At 57.3% G+C, this 15,906-nt stretch carries 12 protein-coding genes; 8 read left to right on the plus strand and 4 right to left on the minus strand.

Translation table 11 applies throughout. The features are described 5' to 3' along the window. The 3 genes from D4A39_RS17980 to D4A39_RS12715 form a co-directional block, all read right to left on the minus strand. Positions 1-84: transposase (locus D4A39_RS17980; protein ID WP_233552453.1), on the minus strand; the 84-nt coding region annotated here is incomplete at its 3' end. A 60-nt stretch (positions 85-144) separates the two neighbouring features. Next, complete coding sequence (locus D4A39_RS12705) at positions 145-861, minus strand: RWP-RK domain-containing protein (RefSeq protein WP_119918257.1); 717 nt, start codon at positions 859-861, stop codon at positions 145-147. A gap of 843 nt (positions 862-1,704) precedes the next feature. Then, complete coding sequence (locus D4A39_RS12715) at positions 1,705-3,915, minus strand: GLUG motif-containing protein (RefSeq protein WP_119918261.1); 2,211 nt, start codon at positions 3,913-3,915, stop codon at positions 1,705-1,707. Between the two features lie 514 nt (positions 3,916-4,429). Here D4A39_RS12715 and D4A39_RS12720 point away from each other — a divergent pair. Then, positions 4,430-4,654 (plus strand): hypothetical protein, encoded by a 225-nt coding sequence (locus tag D4A39_RS12720; protein WP_022983999.1) that lies wholly within the window; start codon positions 4,430-4,432, stop codon positions 4,652-4,654. Positions 4,655-4,771: 117 nt separating this feature from the next. Here the strand turns inward: D4A39_RS12720 and D4A39_RS12725 are convergent, their stop codons facing one another. Continuing rightward, a complete protein-coding gene (locus D4A39_RS12725) occupies positions 4,772-6,496 on the minus strand; it encodes an amidohydrolase (protein WP_022984000.1) in 1,725 nt (574 codons plus the stop codon). Between the two features lie 318 nt (positions 6,497-6,814). On the opposite strand from D4A39_RS12725, the gene D4A39_RS12730 reads away from it, so the two are divergent. From D4A39_RS12730 to D4A39_RS12760, 7 genes are all read left to right on the plus strand, one after another. Further along, on the plus strand, positions 6,815-8,455 hold the full coding sequence (locus tag D4A39_RS12730) for an acetolactate synthase large subunit (protein ID WP_022984001.1): 1,641 nt from the start codon (positions 6,815-6,817) through the stop codon (positions 8,453-8,455). 130 nt (positions 8,456-8,585) lie between these two features. Next, the gene (locus D4A39_RS12735) at positions 8,586-10,016 is read left to right on the plus strand and encodes an aldehyde dehydrogenase family protein (protein ID WP_022984002.1); all 1,431 of its coding nucleotides are present in this window, start codon (positions 8,586-8,588) and stop codon (positions 10,014-10,016) included. A 243-nt stretch (positions 10,017-10,259) separates the two neighbouring features. Next, positions 10,260-10,763 carry a Csu type fimbrial protein gene (locus D4A39_RS12740; RefSeq protein ID WP_022984003.1) on the plus strand — a complete coding sequence of 168 codons (504 nt, stop codon included), beginning with the start codon at positions 10,260-10,262 and terminating at the stop codon, positions 10,761-10,763. Between the two features lie 75 nt (positions 10,764-10,838). Continuing rightward, the gene (locus tag D4A39_RS12745) at positions 10,839-13,322 is read left to right on the plus strand and encodes a fimbria/pilus outer membrane usher protein (protein ID WP_119918262.1); all 2,484 of its coding nucleotides are present in this window, start codon (positions 10,839-10,841) and stop codon (positions 13,320-13,322) included. Then, positions 13,322-14,017 (plus strand): fimbrial biogenesis chaperone, encoded by a 696-nt coding sequence (locus tag D4A39_RS12750; RefSeq protein WP_119918265.1) that lies wholly within the window; start codon positions 13,322-13,324, stop codon positions 14,015-14,017. Before D4A39_RS12745 ends, D4A39_RS12750 begins: the two co-directional genes overlap by 1 nt. Further along, entirely contained in the window at positions 14,014-14,967 is a 954-nt protein-coding gene (locus tag D4A39_RS12755; RefSeq protein WP_119918267.1) for a Csu type fimbrial protein, read from the plus strand. The genes D4A39_RS12750 and D4A39_RS12755 overlap by 4 nt, the downstream gene beginning before the upstream one ends. Before the next feature lie 134 nt (positions 14,968-15,101). After that, the gene (locus tag D4A39_RS12760) at positions 15,102-15,893 is read left to right on the plus strand and encodes an endo alpha-1,4 polygalactosaminidase (protein ID WP_022984007.1); all 792 of its coding nucleotides are present in this window, start codon (positions 15,102-15,104) and stop codon (positions 15,891-15,893) included. Positions 15,894-15,906 lie beyond the last annotated feature (13 nt).

Genomic DNA, 15,906 nt, shown 5'->3' on the forward strand with positions numbered 1-15,906 from the left:
CACTTGGGCCACACTGTGACCACGATCCGTCACCTGACGAACCGCCTCAATCTTGAATTCTTCGGGATAGCGCTTGCTGCTCATGGATACCTCTCTGATTGCCATTTTGGATGGCTGAAAGGTGTCTAGCAAACTGGTGGCGATTCACGCTTTCTTGTTCCCCCAGCCACACTCAAAGGAGATTCCAAGCTCTCCAGTCTGCTCATATCTATATTTGTCTCCATAGTCATACCGTCGTTCTGCAACCGGCACTTCTCTGCGAGTGACACGCTCTTTGATCTGAATACTGCCGTTGATACCCTGTTTCTCTAGGCAGATCTCAAAATCACGGCCATACCCTTTACGTCGTTCCGCAAGCACAAATCCCTGAAGAGCTGACATTTTTATGACCCAATCGGCTAGTAACAGGGCTCTCTGGAGCGTCGTCTTAGTTGCAACAACTGGGACAGGGAGTGGTTTTCCGCTTCTCAGAAATCCATAGCGATCCACAAACCCCGATTTCAGCAGTCTCTTTGTTTCTCCAGATTCAGCAGTAACCGATGCTCGAAGCCCTTTCGCTACATGCTTTAAAACCCCTTCGGGCAATTCTGGAGGAGTCTCTTCCGGTTCAGCTATAGCCACGGGAGGATTGATGAAAACCAGGTCTTCCCCACTGAAGTCAGGAAGAGCAGGCTTAGGTCGCTTTTGGAGTCTCTCGGACAACCAGTACCCCTGTGGCGGACGAGGAATCTTCATCTTGACGCAGACTTTCCTGACAGCGACATCAGAAACGCCTAATTTTTCACCAACCTTGGTCATGGGCATTGACCAAACCAACTCGTAAAGATCTTCTCTGGTAAGTTCCATCTCCAGCACTTCCATCAGCTCATATCTGGCGAGTATAGTTCACAAAATATACTAAAAATCTTATACTTTTATTTGGAAATCGAGGCTTAATCGCGAGCAGACCCTGCATCTCATTTCGCACTTTTGTTATTTATAATCAATGGGTTACGCGCACACTGCATTTACTTGTGGCAAAAATCGCGATTCATACGTGGCAAGAATCGTCTAACTTATTGATTTCCCTAGACATGGTGTAACGCCACTAATGGCAACTCACAAGAAAAAGACAAAGGGCGCTTCGGCGCTCTGCTGTCCCACAGTTTGAGTTATCGAAGTCCGAAACCCGCCAGGCTGGCAAGCCGGCGGGTTTCTCTGTTTAGGGGAACAGGATTTAATCGCCGTATTTTGGCTCTCGCAGATGCCTGTCTCGTGGGAGCCTGCTTGCAGGCGAATGTTGGTGCGCCAAGGACTATTCGCTTGCAAGCATACCCTGACGAGCACAGAGAGCTCCCACAAGAGAAAGCGCCTCCGCCTCCTCAGGACCTTCATGAAACGGTGGGACAGCCGTGGCGCTTCGGAGCTCTTTTTTCTTTTTGGGTTCAGTGTTCTCTGTGGTGAAAACGCTTTTGATCCAAGCACGGAATCGCACCGCGAGCGACCCTCCTACGGAAGGGCAGAAGGAGTCAATCGGGCTGTTCCCGCTACCGCGATGAACCTTTTTATCGTTTGAGCAACGGATTTATCGCGTTCGAACAACCACTCCCACTGAAGGCCTTCAGTGGGAGTTCCATTATCGGAGCGGCGGTTCCGCCGCGATGGGGCTGCCGGCAGATCAACGACCTCCGGCAGCGGATAGATGGCTTCATGATCGCGTCAATTTCAGCGCGCGTATTGCCAGCGCAAGATCGGGGTCGCATTGCCGTCATCGATTAGCCACACGCTGCTGCCGTCATCATTGGCAATAGCACTGATATCCCAGCTGTCGCTGTCATCACCGTCGCCATTCGGGTCAGTGTAGGTGGCTAGCTGCTTCAGCTCAGCCTGGGTTTTGCCCGGAATCAATATTGTCGGGTCACTGCCTACTGCATTCAGCTCAAGCGAACTGGCATCAAGATTCCAGAGACCGGCCATCGGATACAAAGTATCAGCCAAGTTACCGACAAGCCCACCCAGAAGGGTATCCGGGCCGGAGGCAAGTTGGCTATTCGAATAGCTGGTTTCCACCGTGAAACCACTCAGATTCCCAACCAGGCCACCGACACGATCTTCACCCACGACCTGTGCGGCGACGTAATTGTTATAAAACGACGAGGCGTGAAGGTTGCCGGCCAATCCTCCAACCGAATTTGTGCCGCTGACAGTCCCTGTCACGTAGCACTCACGGATGCTACTGTAACCGCCGTTTCCGACCACCCCCCCCACATTCACCCCGCCTGACACGGAGACATGCTCTAGCCCCAAACGAACAACAGAACTGCTGGGACTCAGATTTTTCCAAAGGCCGATACTCGACTGACTTGGTCGGTTAATCGTCAACCCGGATACAACATTACCCAGTCCCTCGAAGCGGCTACTCAAGTTCGGCAATGACTCAAAGCCCATAAAGGTCTCTTCTGTTCCGGCATCACCATCATGGTCCCCCATGTTCCAGTAGGCCGTGGCACGGGCATCCAGATCATTCAGCAAGGCATAGTTAGCGGGGGAAGCGATTGCCTGCAGTTCCTGCAGGGTCGTGACAGGCTCATAGACCTTGGCCAGGTCGTATTTCACCCGCAATGGCCCCGGATTAGCCGGCAGGTAAGGCGAGGTCTGGCTGCGGACATTGGCCCACACCGGGCTGGCAGATTCTCCGTTCAGTACGGTAACCACCTCGTCACTGATCAGCTCGGACAAGGTCAACCCCGTGGCCACGACCGAATCTGCGGGCGCGTCGCTTGAGCCCACCCCCGGGATACCGGTGTTGCTGTCCGTGGCCCAGTAACTGGTGCGTACCGTCCCCGTAGCGTGATTGAAGCCGAGCAAACCTCCGATGGCGTCCGCACTAGAAACGCCCACTCCACCGCTCGCCCAGCTGGCCTCAATCTCTGCCCCTGCCCAGTTTTGCCCGACCAGGCCACCCGCAGTAGCATTATTCGCCACCACCTCCCCGGAGGCCCATGCATGACGGATCTGGCCGTAATTTGTCCCGACCAGGCCACCGACAACCCAATTCCCATTGACCGCCCCGCTGGCCCAGGATTCGCTGATCACACTGTCTCCCGCACGGTTTTGGCCCGCCAGACCTCCGATGGAAGACCCCGTCGCGGTTACCTCCCCGGTCGCGCTGGACAGACTCACGGTCCCGTAGGTGTATCCCGCCAAGCCCCCCACTGTACTGTGACCGGACACATCGGCCGCGCTGGAAACCCGAAGCAGGGCGCCATGGCTGGTGCCCACCAGGCCACCGACGCGGTCATAGCCATGGACAGTGCCGGTCACCTCAAGATGGCGAATCCGCGACTGGCTGTCTGCGTAGCCAAACAGGCCCACGTCACTCTCGTCAGCGCGACTGATATACAGGTCGCTAATACGATGACCCAGGCCCTCCAGGGCGCCACTGAACGGCGTCGTTTCGCTGCCCACCGGTTGAAACCCTGCGAAAACCGCAATGCCATAATCGTTCCAGCCCGTAGTACCAGAGGCATCAATGTCTGTCCCCAACGCATAATGCGCGGTCAGATCATTGGCCATGCCCTGCAGGGTCTGCCCGCTGCCACTCTCGTCACCCAGCTCGGTGATCACCAGCCAGGTCGTCCCGACCAGATCCTCACTGCCCTGATGGGTCACCAGGGTATTCCCGGCGGGCAGCGTCACCGGCGCCGTTACCCGGTAGTCCGCCCCGGCACCGTCCGCCGTGCCCTGACCGTATTTGAGTACCAGCGCGCCCACATTCAGGGGCTGGTCGATATGAATATCCCCGGCCGATGACAGGGTCAGGGTGTACACCGATGCTGCCGTGACACCCAGATCCAGCACCAGCGCATCGCCGCGGCTGTTGATGGTCACATCGCCATTTTCCAGCTGCAAGGCCACCTCGCCGAGTTGCTCCATGGACAACGCCACCCCGGCGGGCAGCGTCCAGGTGCAGTTGGTATTACTGCTCTCACAGCTGACGCTGGCCCGCGGCGATCCTGGCGCCGCTCCGCCGCCCCCCCGCCACTGCCACCCCCACCACAAGCGGCCAATGCCGCGGCGATCATTGCAACGCTAATTCCCTTTTTCATCTTTATGCTCCCCATGCCTCAAGCTCCCTGCACAGAGAGCCAACCGATGTGATTCCCGCATTGTCACGAACAAGCGGCCACACAACTTCCCGCATTGGTATGAATTTCAGATTGGCCACCGCCGATCCTTGGAACCAGGGGGAGCATGCCTGCACGCGAAAAGAGCGAGAACATTGCCTGGGGAAGACACCGCTCACGAAAGGTCGATGACCACCCATCACAAGCGCTTAAACTTTAATCAATTCCCGGGAATTCCCGTTTGTTTTACGCCGACATCGTTGGCAACATGGAAGTGAGCTGTGACGTAGCCCGGCTCTCTCAATACCATCAGGAGGCTTCGCATGAGCGATTACGAAAAAGACGAGTACCTGAAAGAAGAGTACCTGCAAGAAGCCGAGGATCTGCTGGAAACCATTGAGCAGGTGGAAGAGACTCTGACCGTAATGTCAAAGGTCGTGGGTCAGCTGAAAGAACAGGTGGCCTCCCACCTGGACACAGACACCATCGAAATGAGTGCCGAAGAATTTCTGGAGCAATGCGAAAACCTGGAAGGGACCTGGCACTGATACTGATCTCCCGCTAACGGGACATCACGGCGCGGGACACCCCCGCCCCTGACAAGGGCCGCACCGACGGCCCTCTTGAATCGCGACTCGCGACACCGTCGCCGACTCACTGCCTGCCTACTGCGCAGACAGTGCCGGATCTTCCACCCCATCCGGGTAGCGGCGTACCCCACCGATCCAGGTGCCTCTCACCTGAATATCTCTCCACTGCGCGATATTGTCCCTGGGATCCCGATCCAGCCACACCAGATCGGCCAACATCCCCACCCGCAGCTGACCGACCCGGTCCTGCACCCCCAGCTGTCGCGCTGCATCGACGGTCACCGCCTGCAAGGCCCGCTCAACATTCACCGACTGGCCCGCCCCCAGCGTTGCCCCCGACGAGGTCTCGCGGTGCACCGCATTCCAGACCATCAGCAACGGCTGATACGGCACGATGGGAGAATCTGCATGCAAGGTAAAACGCAATCCCAACTGCTCAGCCTCTGCCAGCGGGCTGATCCGTCGCGCCCGCTCCGGGCCAAGGAAGATGTCGCGGTGGCGGTCCCCCCAGTAATAGACATGGGCATTGAAAAACGAGGGGATGACCTCCAACGCCTTCATACGCTCCAGCTGGGCTGTTGTGCTGGTCTGCGCATGAATCAACACCGGTGGTTTGCGGATCGTCGGGCACTGCTGTCGGGCAGCGGCCACGGCGTCCAGCGCCAGCGTAATTGCCGCATCGCCATTGGCATGAATCGCCACCTGACGATCCTGACAATGAAAACGTGTTACCTGTTCAGTCAGATCAGCTCCCGACAAGGTCGGGAAGCCCAGGTAATCCGGCGGATAATCCTCCGGGACGGTGTAATAGGGCTCGCTGAGAAAACCGGTATAACCCTGCAGGGAACCATCGGCCACCAGTTTGACCGGCCCAAGGTGGATGCGGTCGCTGCCAGGCAGAGTCAGTGCACCCGACCCGCGCAAGGTTTCCGCTTCAGCATCGGGCCAGAGACTCAAACGCAAGGGAATGACCCCCAGCCGCAACGCCGGTTTCAGCGCCCGCAGGCTCGCCGGATCCGCCAGCCCATTCTGGGCAAAGGTAATGCCACGGGCCAGGTACTGGTGTGATGCCCGGTTCAGTACGCGCAAGCCGTCCATGCCGGACAACGCCAGCATCGACGCACGCACCGGTGAAAAGGCCGTTTCTGCCAGCAGGCCATTCAGACGTCCATCTGCGTCGCGACCGTAAAACCCACCCTGCGGGTCCGGTACCTCTTCCGGGATCGACATGGCCGCAAGCCCGGCACTGTTTAACACCCCCAGATGCCCGGAAATGTGCATGACCATCACCGGCCGGCTGTCGCTGACCGTGTCCAGTTCATCCCGGGTGGGGTAACGCTGCTCACCGATAGTGGTGTCATCAAAACCGTAGGCCAACAGTGGCCCCTCTGGCCGGCGCTGGGCCAACAACCGCAAACGCTCCAACAAGGTATCGATGCTGTACAGGTCACCAATGGGTGGGCTATTGGCATCCACCGCCACCGCTGACAGCCCCTCGCCCGGAAAATGACCGTGGGCATCGATAAAGCCGGGCATCAGGGTGCCGCCTTCCAGATCAATCACCTGCACATCACGACTGACCTGCTGACGCAGCACCTTCACCTCGCCCAACGCGACAATCTCGCCACGCTTGACCAGCATGGCTGATGCCTCTGGCTGTGCCGGGTCCATGGTGACCACTGTGCCGTTAAAAAATAGCTGCGCGGGGGGCGCCGGCGGGTTGAACCAGCGGTAAACACCCGCCAGCCCGACCAACACCACCGCCAGCACGGCACCCAGAACCCAGAGCCAGATCTTCATGGGCAATTGTTACTCCGACCAGACAAGGTTGATGCGCAGACTGTGCACCGCCTGTGCGGCGTGCACAACCCGGCACACACATTCCCATCACATTTGTTAATGAAACGGATCAAGCAACTGCATACCGATGAGCATGTCGACGCGCTATAGTGAACCTCGCAACGATCTTGATGCATCCAATTGGTGCGCATTTTGTGCACCAAATAAAGGAAAAGGCGGCATTATCCTTGCATTAACCGCGTTGACACTTGATTGCCACCCTATGTGGAGCCCGCAACGGCCAGGGAGCCGGACGGGTACAACCGGAGACAGAGAAACATGAAAGCATCAGATTTGTTCGTCCGTGCCCTGGAAGCCGAAGGCGTAGAACACGTGTTCGCCATTCCCGGCGAGGAAAACCTGGACCTGCTGGAATCCCTGCGCGGCTCGAAGATCAAACTGGTGATTACCCGTCACGAACAGGCTGCCGGCTTTATGGCCTCCACCTATGGCCGACTGACCGGCAAGGCTGGCGTATGTATGTCGACCCTCGGCCCCGGCGCCACCAACTTCGTCACCGCCGCCGCCTACGCCCAGCTGGGCGCCATGCCCATGGTGATGATCACCGGGCAAAAGCCGATCAAAAGCAGCAAGCAGGGCCAGTTCCAGATCATCGATGTGGTCGACATGATGCGCCCGCTGACCAAGTTCACCAAGCAGGTGGTCAGCGGTGATTCCATTCCCACCCGTATCCGCGAAGCGTTTCGCCTGGCCCAGGAAGAACGTCCCGGCGCCACCCATCTGGAACTGCCGGAAGACATCGCCCGCGAGCACTCCACCATGCCGGTCACCGAACCCAGCATGACTCGCCGCCCGATTGCCGAAGACAAGGCGATCTGCAAGGCCATCGAAGCCATCCAGGGCGCACGCAAGCCCCTGCTGCTGGCCGGCGCCGGCGCCAACCGCAAGCTCACCAGCAAGATGCTGCGGCAGTTCGTGGAGAAACTGGGGATTCCGGTGATTACCACCCAGATGGGGAAAGGCGTGGTCGATGAAACCGGCCCGCACTTCCTGGGCAACACCGCCCTGTCCTCCGGTGACTTTGTCCATCGTGCCATCGACCAGGCCGACCTGATCATCAACGTCGGCCACGACGTGGTAGAAAAGCCGCCGTTTTTCATGCGCCCCGGCGGTGCCGAAGTGGTTCACATCAACTTCAATTCCGCCCAGGTCGACCCGGTGTATTTCCCGCAGATCGAAGTGATCGGCGACATCGCCAACAGCCTGTGGCAATTGAAAGAGCGTCTGGAGCCGCAGGAGCACTGGAGTTTTGCCGATTTCCATCGCATTCGTGATGCGCTGCAACACCACATCCGTGAAGGCATCGTCGACGACAGCTTCCCGATTCGCCCGCAACGCCTGGTCGATGAAATCCGCAAGATCATGCCGGAAGACGGCATCCTGACCCTCGACAACGGCATGTACAAAATCTGGTTTGCGCGCAACTACCCCGCCACCAAACCCAACACCGTGCTGCTCGATAACGCCCTCGCCACCATGGGGGCCGGTCTGCCTTCCGGCATGGCCGCCAAAATGGTCTACCCGGACCGCCGCGTGATGGCCATCGTCGGCGACGGGGGGTTCATGATGAACAGCCAGGAGCTGGAAACCGCGGTGCGCATGAAACTCGATATCGTCATTCTGATTCTGCGCGACGACGGCTACGGCATGATCAAGTGGAAACAAAGCGACATGGATTTCCAGGACTTTGGACTCGACTTCCAGAACCCGGATTTCGTGGAGTACGCCCGCTCTTACGGTGCCAATGGCCACCGCGTGGAATCCACCGATGGCCTCGCCCCCTTGATCGAGCAGTGTTATCAGGCTGGCGGCGTACACGTGATTGATTGCCCGGTGGACTACCGCGACAACAACCGCATTCTCAACCAGGAAATTCGTGAGTTGAGCGGAAAGCTCTGATCTTCATCCCGGACGGCTTAAGCAGCCTGCGCCGTCCGGGGTTTGATTGTAGCGTCGCACGTCCGACGTCCGACGCTTTAAAAGATAGCCAAACACCTCATGGCCCCACCAACGCCATCAAGGAACAAACATGCTAAAAGACGCTTACCCCTACTATCTGGCCAACGAGGCCGTGTTCGCCAACCAGGATCTGGAAGTCACCGACAAATACAGCGGTGATGTTGCCACCCGCGTGGCCATGGCTGATGCCGCCACCATTGATCAAGCCATTGAGGCGGCCGACAAGGCCAGTGCCGCCATGGCCGCACTGGCGCCCTACGAGCGGCAGGAAATTCTCTATCACTGTGTGAAACGTTTTCAGGAACGGTTTGACGAACTGGCCGAAGCCCTGTGCATCGAAGCGGGCAAACCCATCAAGGATGCCCGTGGTGAAGTGACTCGCCTGATCGACACCTTCCGCGTCGCCGCTGAAGAAGCCGTACGCATCGAAGGGGAAGTGCTGAACCTGGAAATTTCCGCCCGCGCCAAAGGCTACCGGGGCATGGTGAAACGGGTCCCCATTGGTCCCTGTTCCTTTATTTCACCGTTCAACTTTCCCCTGAACCTGGCGGCCCACAAGGTTGCCCCGGCCATCGCTGCCGGCTGCCCCTTTGTACTCAAGCCAGCCAGCCGAACCCCCATTGGCGCCATCATCATCGGCGAAGTGCTGGCGGAGACCGCGCTGCCCAAGGGCGCCTTCTCGGTACTGCCCTGCCACCGCGACGGCGCCGACCTGTTCACCACCGACGATCGTTTCAAATTGCTGAGCTTCACCGGTAGCCCGGATGTGGGCTGGGACCTGAAAGCCCGTGCCGGCAAGAAACCAGTGATTCTGGAACTTGGCGGTAACGCCGCCGTGGTAGTTGATGAAGATGCCGACCTCAACGACGCGGTCGAGCGCATTGTGTTTGGCGCTTTCTATCAGTCAGGCCAGAGCTGCATCGGCGTACAGCGCATCATGATCCACGACAAGGTCTACGACGCCCTGAAATCGAAACTGGTGGAAAAGACCGCGTCCCTGAAAATGGGCGACCCGAAGGACGAGGACACCTTTATTGGCCCGGTGATTTCCGAAGGCGAAGCGAGCCGCCTGGAAAACTGGATCAATGAAGCCGTGGACGCCGGCGCCACCCTGCTCACCGGCGGCAAGCGCAATGGCGCCATGCTGGAAGCCACCCTGCTGGAAGATGCCCCGGCCGGCACCCACATTGTGGAAGAAGAAGCCTTTGGCCCGGTTGCCGTGATCAGCCGCTTCAGCGATTTCGACGCCGCCCTGCAAGCCATCAACGATTCCAAGTTCGGGCTGCAGGCGGGCATCTTCACCCGTGATCTGTACAAGGCCCAGAAAGCCTGGGATGTATTGGAAGTAGGAGGCGTGGTGATCGGTGACGTGCCGAGCTGGCGGGTCGACAACATGCCCTATGGCGGCGTGAAGGACTCCGGGCTCGGCCGCGAGGGGATCCGCTGGGCCATCAACGACATGACCGAAGAGCGACTGCTGGTGATTCGCACACCGCAGTAAACGACAGGCGCATCCGCCACTGGCGGGTGCGCCAAAAACTGCACTAAAAAACCGTTAATACCAATAACAACACCGCTTATCCTGAAGTGAACGCCATTCATCTCTGTTTTACACTGTATTAACGCCTATTCCATTTACCAATCCTTACCCAGGCCATATGGTTGTTATCGTTAATTACATCCTGTGACACAAGTCACACTTTTAAATCGGCTACCCCACGCTTCAATGGGAATGGAGAAGAACATGAAAAAGCTTGTTTCTGCCGCAATCACTGCTGCGGCCATGGCGTCCCCCGCCGCCAGTATTGCTGCGACCGAAACGGATACTTTTGAGGTGCTTCTGAACCTGCGTGCATCCTGCACCATTGATCAGGCCACCGATCTGGATTTTGGCAATGCCACCGAAGCGCAAGTCACGACGGGCGGAATTACCTCCACCAGCACCGTCAGCGTCACCTGCTCCAATGGTGCGGCTTTCGATATCGGCCTGAGCGGCACCAATGGCAGCCGTAACATGACTTCTGCCGCGGGTTCTTCTGTTGCCTATGAACTGTACCAGGACAGTGGAAACAGCACCGACTGGGATAACACCAACGTCAATTCGGGCACAGGTGACAGCACCCAGCAGGATTTCACCGTATACGGTCTGATTCCTGCGCAGACCCCCACGATCGCTGCGGGCGACAACATTGATGGTGATACCGGTGTCGATCTGGATGACACTGTCACTGTCACCGTAACGTTCTGAACATGAACAGGGAATTATCGCCCAAAGACAGGCGATAAAGGATGACAAGGATGTATCCGAGTGACAGCGCCAACGATGCAAAAAAGGGTTTTGCCAGGCAAGCAGGAGCGAATCGCTCGCTCCTTCCTGGCAATGCTTTTTTTAATGCATGCCGGTCAGGCGCAGGCGGATGAGAGTCGTTCCATTACTCAAATTGCCGCCCTTCCTGATTCCGTTGCCTCACTGGATCAGCAGTACTCCCAATCGGATATCGCACGTCTGCGCGCCATGGCCTCCGGGCAGGGCAATGCAGCTTACATCGCCTACCCACAACTGATTCTCAACGGTGTCCCCAGCCACCAGACTCTGCCCGTGCAGGTGTACGGCAATGAACTTGCTGTTGACACCCAGGCACTGCAAAAACTCGGATTGAAGTTCCCCTCCCCCCCTCAGGATCAATGGATCACCCTTGACGCGCTGGGGGTGGCGGGGCGTTACGACAACAATAGCCAGCAGATCAATCTGCTGGTACCAGCCAGCTGGCTCCCGGAACAAAGCTTGCGGGCAGGTCTGTTCAATAGTGCAAGTCCGCTGCAACGGGGTCATGGTGCCCTGTTGAATTATGACGCCTACTCTACCCGGGCAGAAAACGGCGACAGCAATACTTCTGCCAGTCATGAGGCACGTTTTTTTGGCGATTGGGGCGCATTCAGCAGCAGCGGCCTGGTTCGCTGGAGCGATGCGGATCCGGACAACAGTGGTAACTATGTCCGCCTGGATAGCTATTGGCGGTATACCGATGCGGATCGCATGCGAACCTATATTGTCGGGGATTCACTGACGGGTGCCCTCAACTGGACCCCCTCCGTCCGGCTTGCCGGTGTGCAGATTTCCCGGAACTTCGCCTCGCGTCCCGATCTGATTACCTTTCCACTGCCGGAGATCAGTGGCTCGGCCACCCTGCCTTCCGCACTGGAGGTGTTCGTCAACGACTTGCGGCTGACAGACCAGAATGTCCAACCCGGCCCCTTTGTTCTTGAAACCTCTCCGCGGGTAACGGGTCTGGGTGAAGTACAGGTGGTCACCACAGACACCCTCGGCAGACAGGTCTCACAAACCGTTCCCTTCTATGTCAGCCCGAAATTGCTGCGCGAGGGGTACTGGGACTATTCAGGGAGCCTTGGCACCCCCCGCCGTTTTTACAGTGTTCGCTCCAATGATTACGATGCGCATCCGGTGGGTACCGGTGTTGCTCGCTACGGCCTCAATGACAAGCTGACACTGGAAGCCAGTACCAGTGCCAGCTCGGAACTGCTGAATACCGGTGCCGGGGTAGTCGCAAGAGCCGGCTTATTGGGCGTCAGTAATCTGGCGGTTGCGCATGGTCAGGATGATGACGAGCAAGGCACCCAATGGGTGATTGGCCATGAATTCCGTACTTATCGGTATGGTATTAGCGGACAATATACGCGCCGTTCCGAAGGCTACCGAGACCTGAGCAACAGCCTGGATGCCGGCCCCAGCATTGAGAGCAGTTTACAAATTAACGGCAGTATCAATCTGGATCGTCATGGCAGCCTCAACGCGACCTATCTGGAAACCTCGCTTTTCAGTGGCGATGACAGCCGCTTTCTTGTGGTCGGACACACACGAAGCCTCTGGCGCCGCCTGTCCATGACACTGAGCCTGAACCAGAACCTTGATGAAAGCGATGATCGCACCTGGCTTGCGAGCCTGAATTACTACATCGATAACATCCGTACCCGTCCGATCCAGGCGGGAGTCAGAGTCGATCACGACGAGCTAAGCGGCGACACCGACACGATACTGACGTTGCAGCAACCGGTGGAGGAGTTCTGGGATGTTGGTTGGGATCTGGCTTACAGTCCCGATCCTGACGGCATTCGCCAAGCCAGTGGTCGCTGGTGGACACCTTATGCCGATTTACAGGCAGGCGTCTTTGGTGACAACAACCAGACCAATACGTTTGCCAATATCAGTGGCTCTCTGGTGACCAATTATGATGATGTCTTTGCCGCCAACACCATGAACAACAGCTTTGCGATCGTTGATGCCGGAGGCTTTGCGGATATTCCGGTGCGGCAATCCAACCGGGTCATCGGCCACACTAACCGCAAAGGCAGACTGCTACTGCCGGATCTGGTGCCGTACACCGAGAATAAGCTGGCCATTGATATTGACGACCTGCCCGCTGATGCACTGGTAGAAGACACCATTCTGAACATAAAACCTGCGGAACTGGTGGGCGTCACTGCTCGCTTTGCCGTTAAGCAGGAGCACAGTGCCGTAGTGGTAATTATTGATCACACCGGCAACCCGGTTCCCCCGGGCAGTCGGGTGCTGTTCGGTGATGCCGATGCCACCGTAGTCGGTTACGATGGGGAAGCCTTTATTCGTGGTCTTGACCCGGGTAACAACGAGATTGGCATCATTCGCAACAACCAGCTCTGTACCGTCCAATTTCATTTTGAACCGGAACCGGGTTCCCTGAAACGTCTGGGGCCCTATACCTGTAAATCGCCTTCGGAATACAGCAGCGACGAGAGGATTTCGCCGTGATGAACGCAATGTTTCGACCCGGAGTGCTTGGCCTTTTGCTGCTGGCATGCCTCCCGCTTCAGGCGGGCCAGTTAACGGTCGCACCTCTGCGCATGCACATCACCCAAACTCAGCCAAACGCCACCTTCTCGCTGAGCAACGGGTCAAGCCGGGATGGTTTCTATCAACTGCAGCTCTTTGCCTGGGAAGAAGTGGATGGTGAATCCCGCTTTCGTCAGCAACAGGATCTTGTGGTCACCCCCCCGGTCACCCTGATTCCTGCGAACGGGCAGCAAGTAGTACGAATCGTACGCCAACGGCCCACCGATGCAGACAAGGAACTCAGCTACCGGCTTATCATCAGCGAAGTGCCCGATACCGAAAACGAAGCCGGCGCCAAACTGCGCGTACTGCTACGGTTATCGGTACCGGTTTTTGCTGGCAACAAAGACCAGAGCCCGGTCCTGATTGCAACCCGGAATGAAAACGGGATCGTTATCCACAACAAAGGCGACGCTCATGCCAGGCTCAGTGATGCACACCTGCAAACGGATAACGGCGAGGACATTCTTGTCCAGCGCGGGCTGGTGGGATATGTGCTGCCTGATGGCCAACTGTCCCTGCCACTCGAATCGGTAACGCTGCCCACTGGCAGCGCACTTTCATTCAAATTGAATGGCAAACCCTTCTTACTGCCCGTGGAGGATCAGCCATGAAGACCCGTCGGGTTGTCGTGGCGGGCATCGTCATGATGTTCAGCCCCGGTCTCAAGGCAGCGGTGGAATGCAGCGTGCAGGGCTCGCCGGTGATGGATTTCGGTACGGTTGATCCTTTTACCGGTGGCCCAGTCAGCACCCAGGTCACTGTAAACTGGTCCTGTACCCGCGGTTTCTTTGAATCAACCCAGAATACGCTCTGCCTTCATGTGAATAACGACGATACTGGAGGTATGCTCCCACGCTATCTGGTTCCGTTAAGCAGTCAGCCCCCCTCCCTGCCATTTAACGTCTTCGATGCGGCCAATCATTCCACCGTAGTGGGGCAACCCGGTGGGGCAACCAATACCGGAGTCGGGGTCAATGTCAGCATGCCTTTCTTTACCTTTAGCGCCAGCGGCACCGCCACGTTTTATGGTCTGATCGCAACACCTCTTCCGGGCAACACACGGGCCGAATTGCACCGAGCCCTCATGACGGGCTCACAAGCCCGGGTCCGTATTAACGGGTTCAATCAGAGCTGCAGTGCGGGAGCCGGGGCGGTAACGGATACCTACACCCTCACCGCTCAGGTCAACATTCCGGATCAATGCCAGGTCTCTTCAACCGATCTTGACTTCGGAACCCAGAACACCCCTTTAGCGCAGGCAGACAGCACCTCCACCATCACCGTCAGATGCAGTAACGCAACCGACTTCGAGGTTGGGTTAAACAACGGCGCCAGTGGTAACCGCACCATGACCAATGGCAGCTATCAAGTCAGCTACGAACTCTATCAGGACAGTGGGCGCACCCAGCGCTGGGGCACAGCCAGTGGAGAACAGCAATCCGGGACAGGGCTTGGCCCTGGCACTGGCCTGTCTTTCACTGTATTTGGTCGGGTCTTTGACGATGCTGGTGCGGAGCCTGGCAGCTACAGCGATACCGTCACGGTGGTGGTGACGTTTTAGCCACTTTATGCATATAGAACAGTTTTGATATTCTAATTAAATAAGCCAGGTAACAAAAATAGCGGAATTTCACCACATTTTTTGTCCCCTTCCGGCACTACCATCGCACTATCAATTTCAGTGGAATCTGCCCGATGAGCTCATCGCTTGGCCTGTTATCAGGAGCCATCACCAGCCTGGTTACCCCACCGGTCGAGGTACCCGTACAGTGGTACCAGCCAGGCATAGAAACGACTTGGCAAATACAACTGCAGGGACCTACCAATAGCGGCTACACCGCTGATCTCTATATTCTCGATCTGTTTGACACTCCACAGTCCGTGATTACAGACCTGCAGGCCAGCGGCCGGAAAGTGATTTGTTATTTTTCTGCGGGCAGCTTCGAAAAGTGGCGAGAAGATGCCAACCGCTTTCTCCCCACCGACAAGGGCCGCCGACTGGGCGACTGGCCTGGAGAGCGCTGGCTCGACACCCGTTCAGCCAATGTTCGGGAGATTATGAGCGAACGTCTGTTGCTGGCCGCCGAGCGAGGCTGTGACGGCGTTGATCCTGACAATGTGGATGGTTACAGCAATCGGACAGGCTTTCCTCTGACTTATGAGGATCAATTGGACTACAACCGTTTTCTTTTTAATCAAGCCCATGCGCTGGGCATGGCGGTGTCGCTGAAGAATGATCTCGGGCAGGTACAGGAACTGCTGCCGCTGGTTGATTTCGCCGTCAACGAATCTTGCCACCAGTGGCAGGAGTGCCATCTTCTGACCCCCTTTATCGATGCTGGAAAACCCGTATTTCACATCGACTATTTGCACTTGGATTCGCAGGCAAGAGCCGCTCATTGTCGCCAGATGGCCGAACTACAGTTTCAATCGCTGACCCTGCCTGTGGCCCTGGACGACAGTTTCCGGTTCGCTTGCAACGACTGACATACGCGCTTCC

This window comes from Alcanivorax profundi, from assembly GCF_003597125.1.
Taxonomy (GTDB): Bacteria; Pseudomonadota; Gammaproteobacteria; order Pseudomonadales; family Alcanivoracaceae; genus Alcanivorax; species Alcanivorax profundi.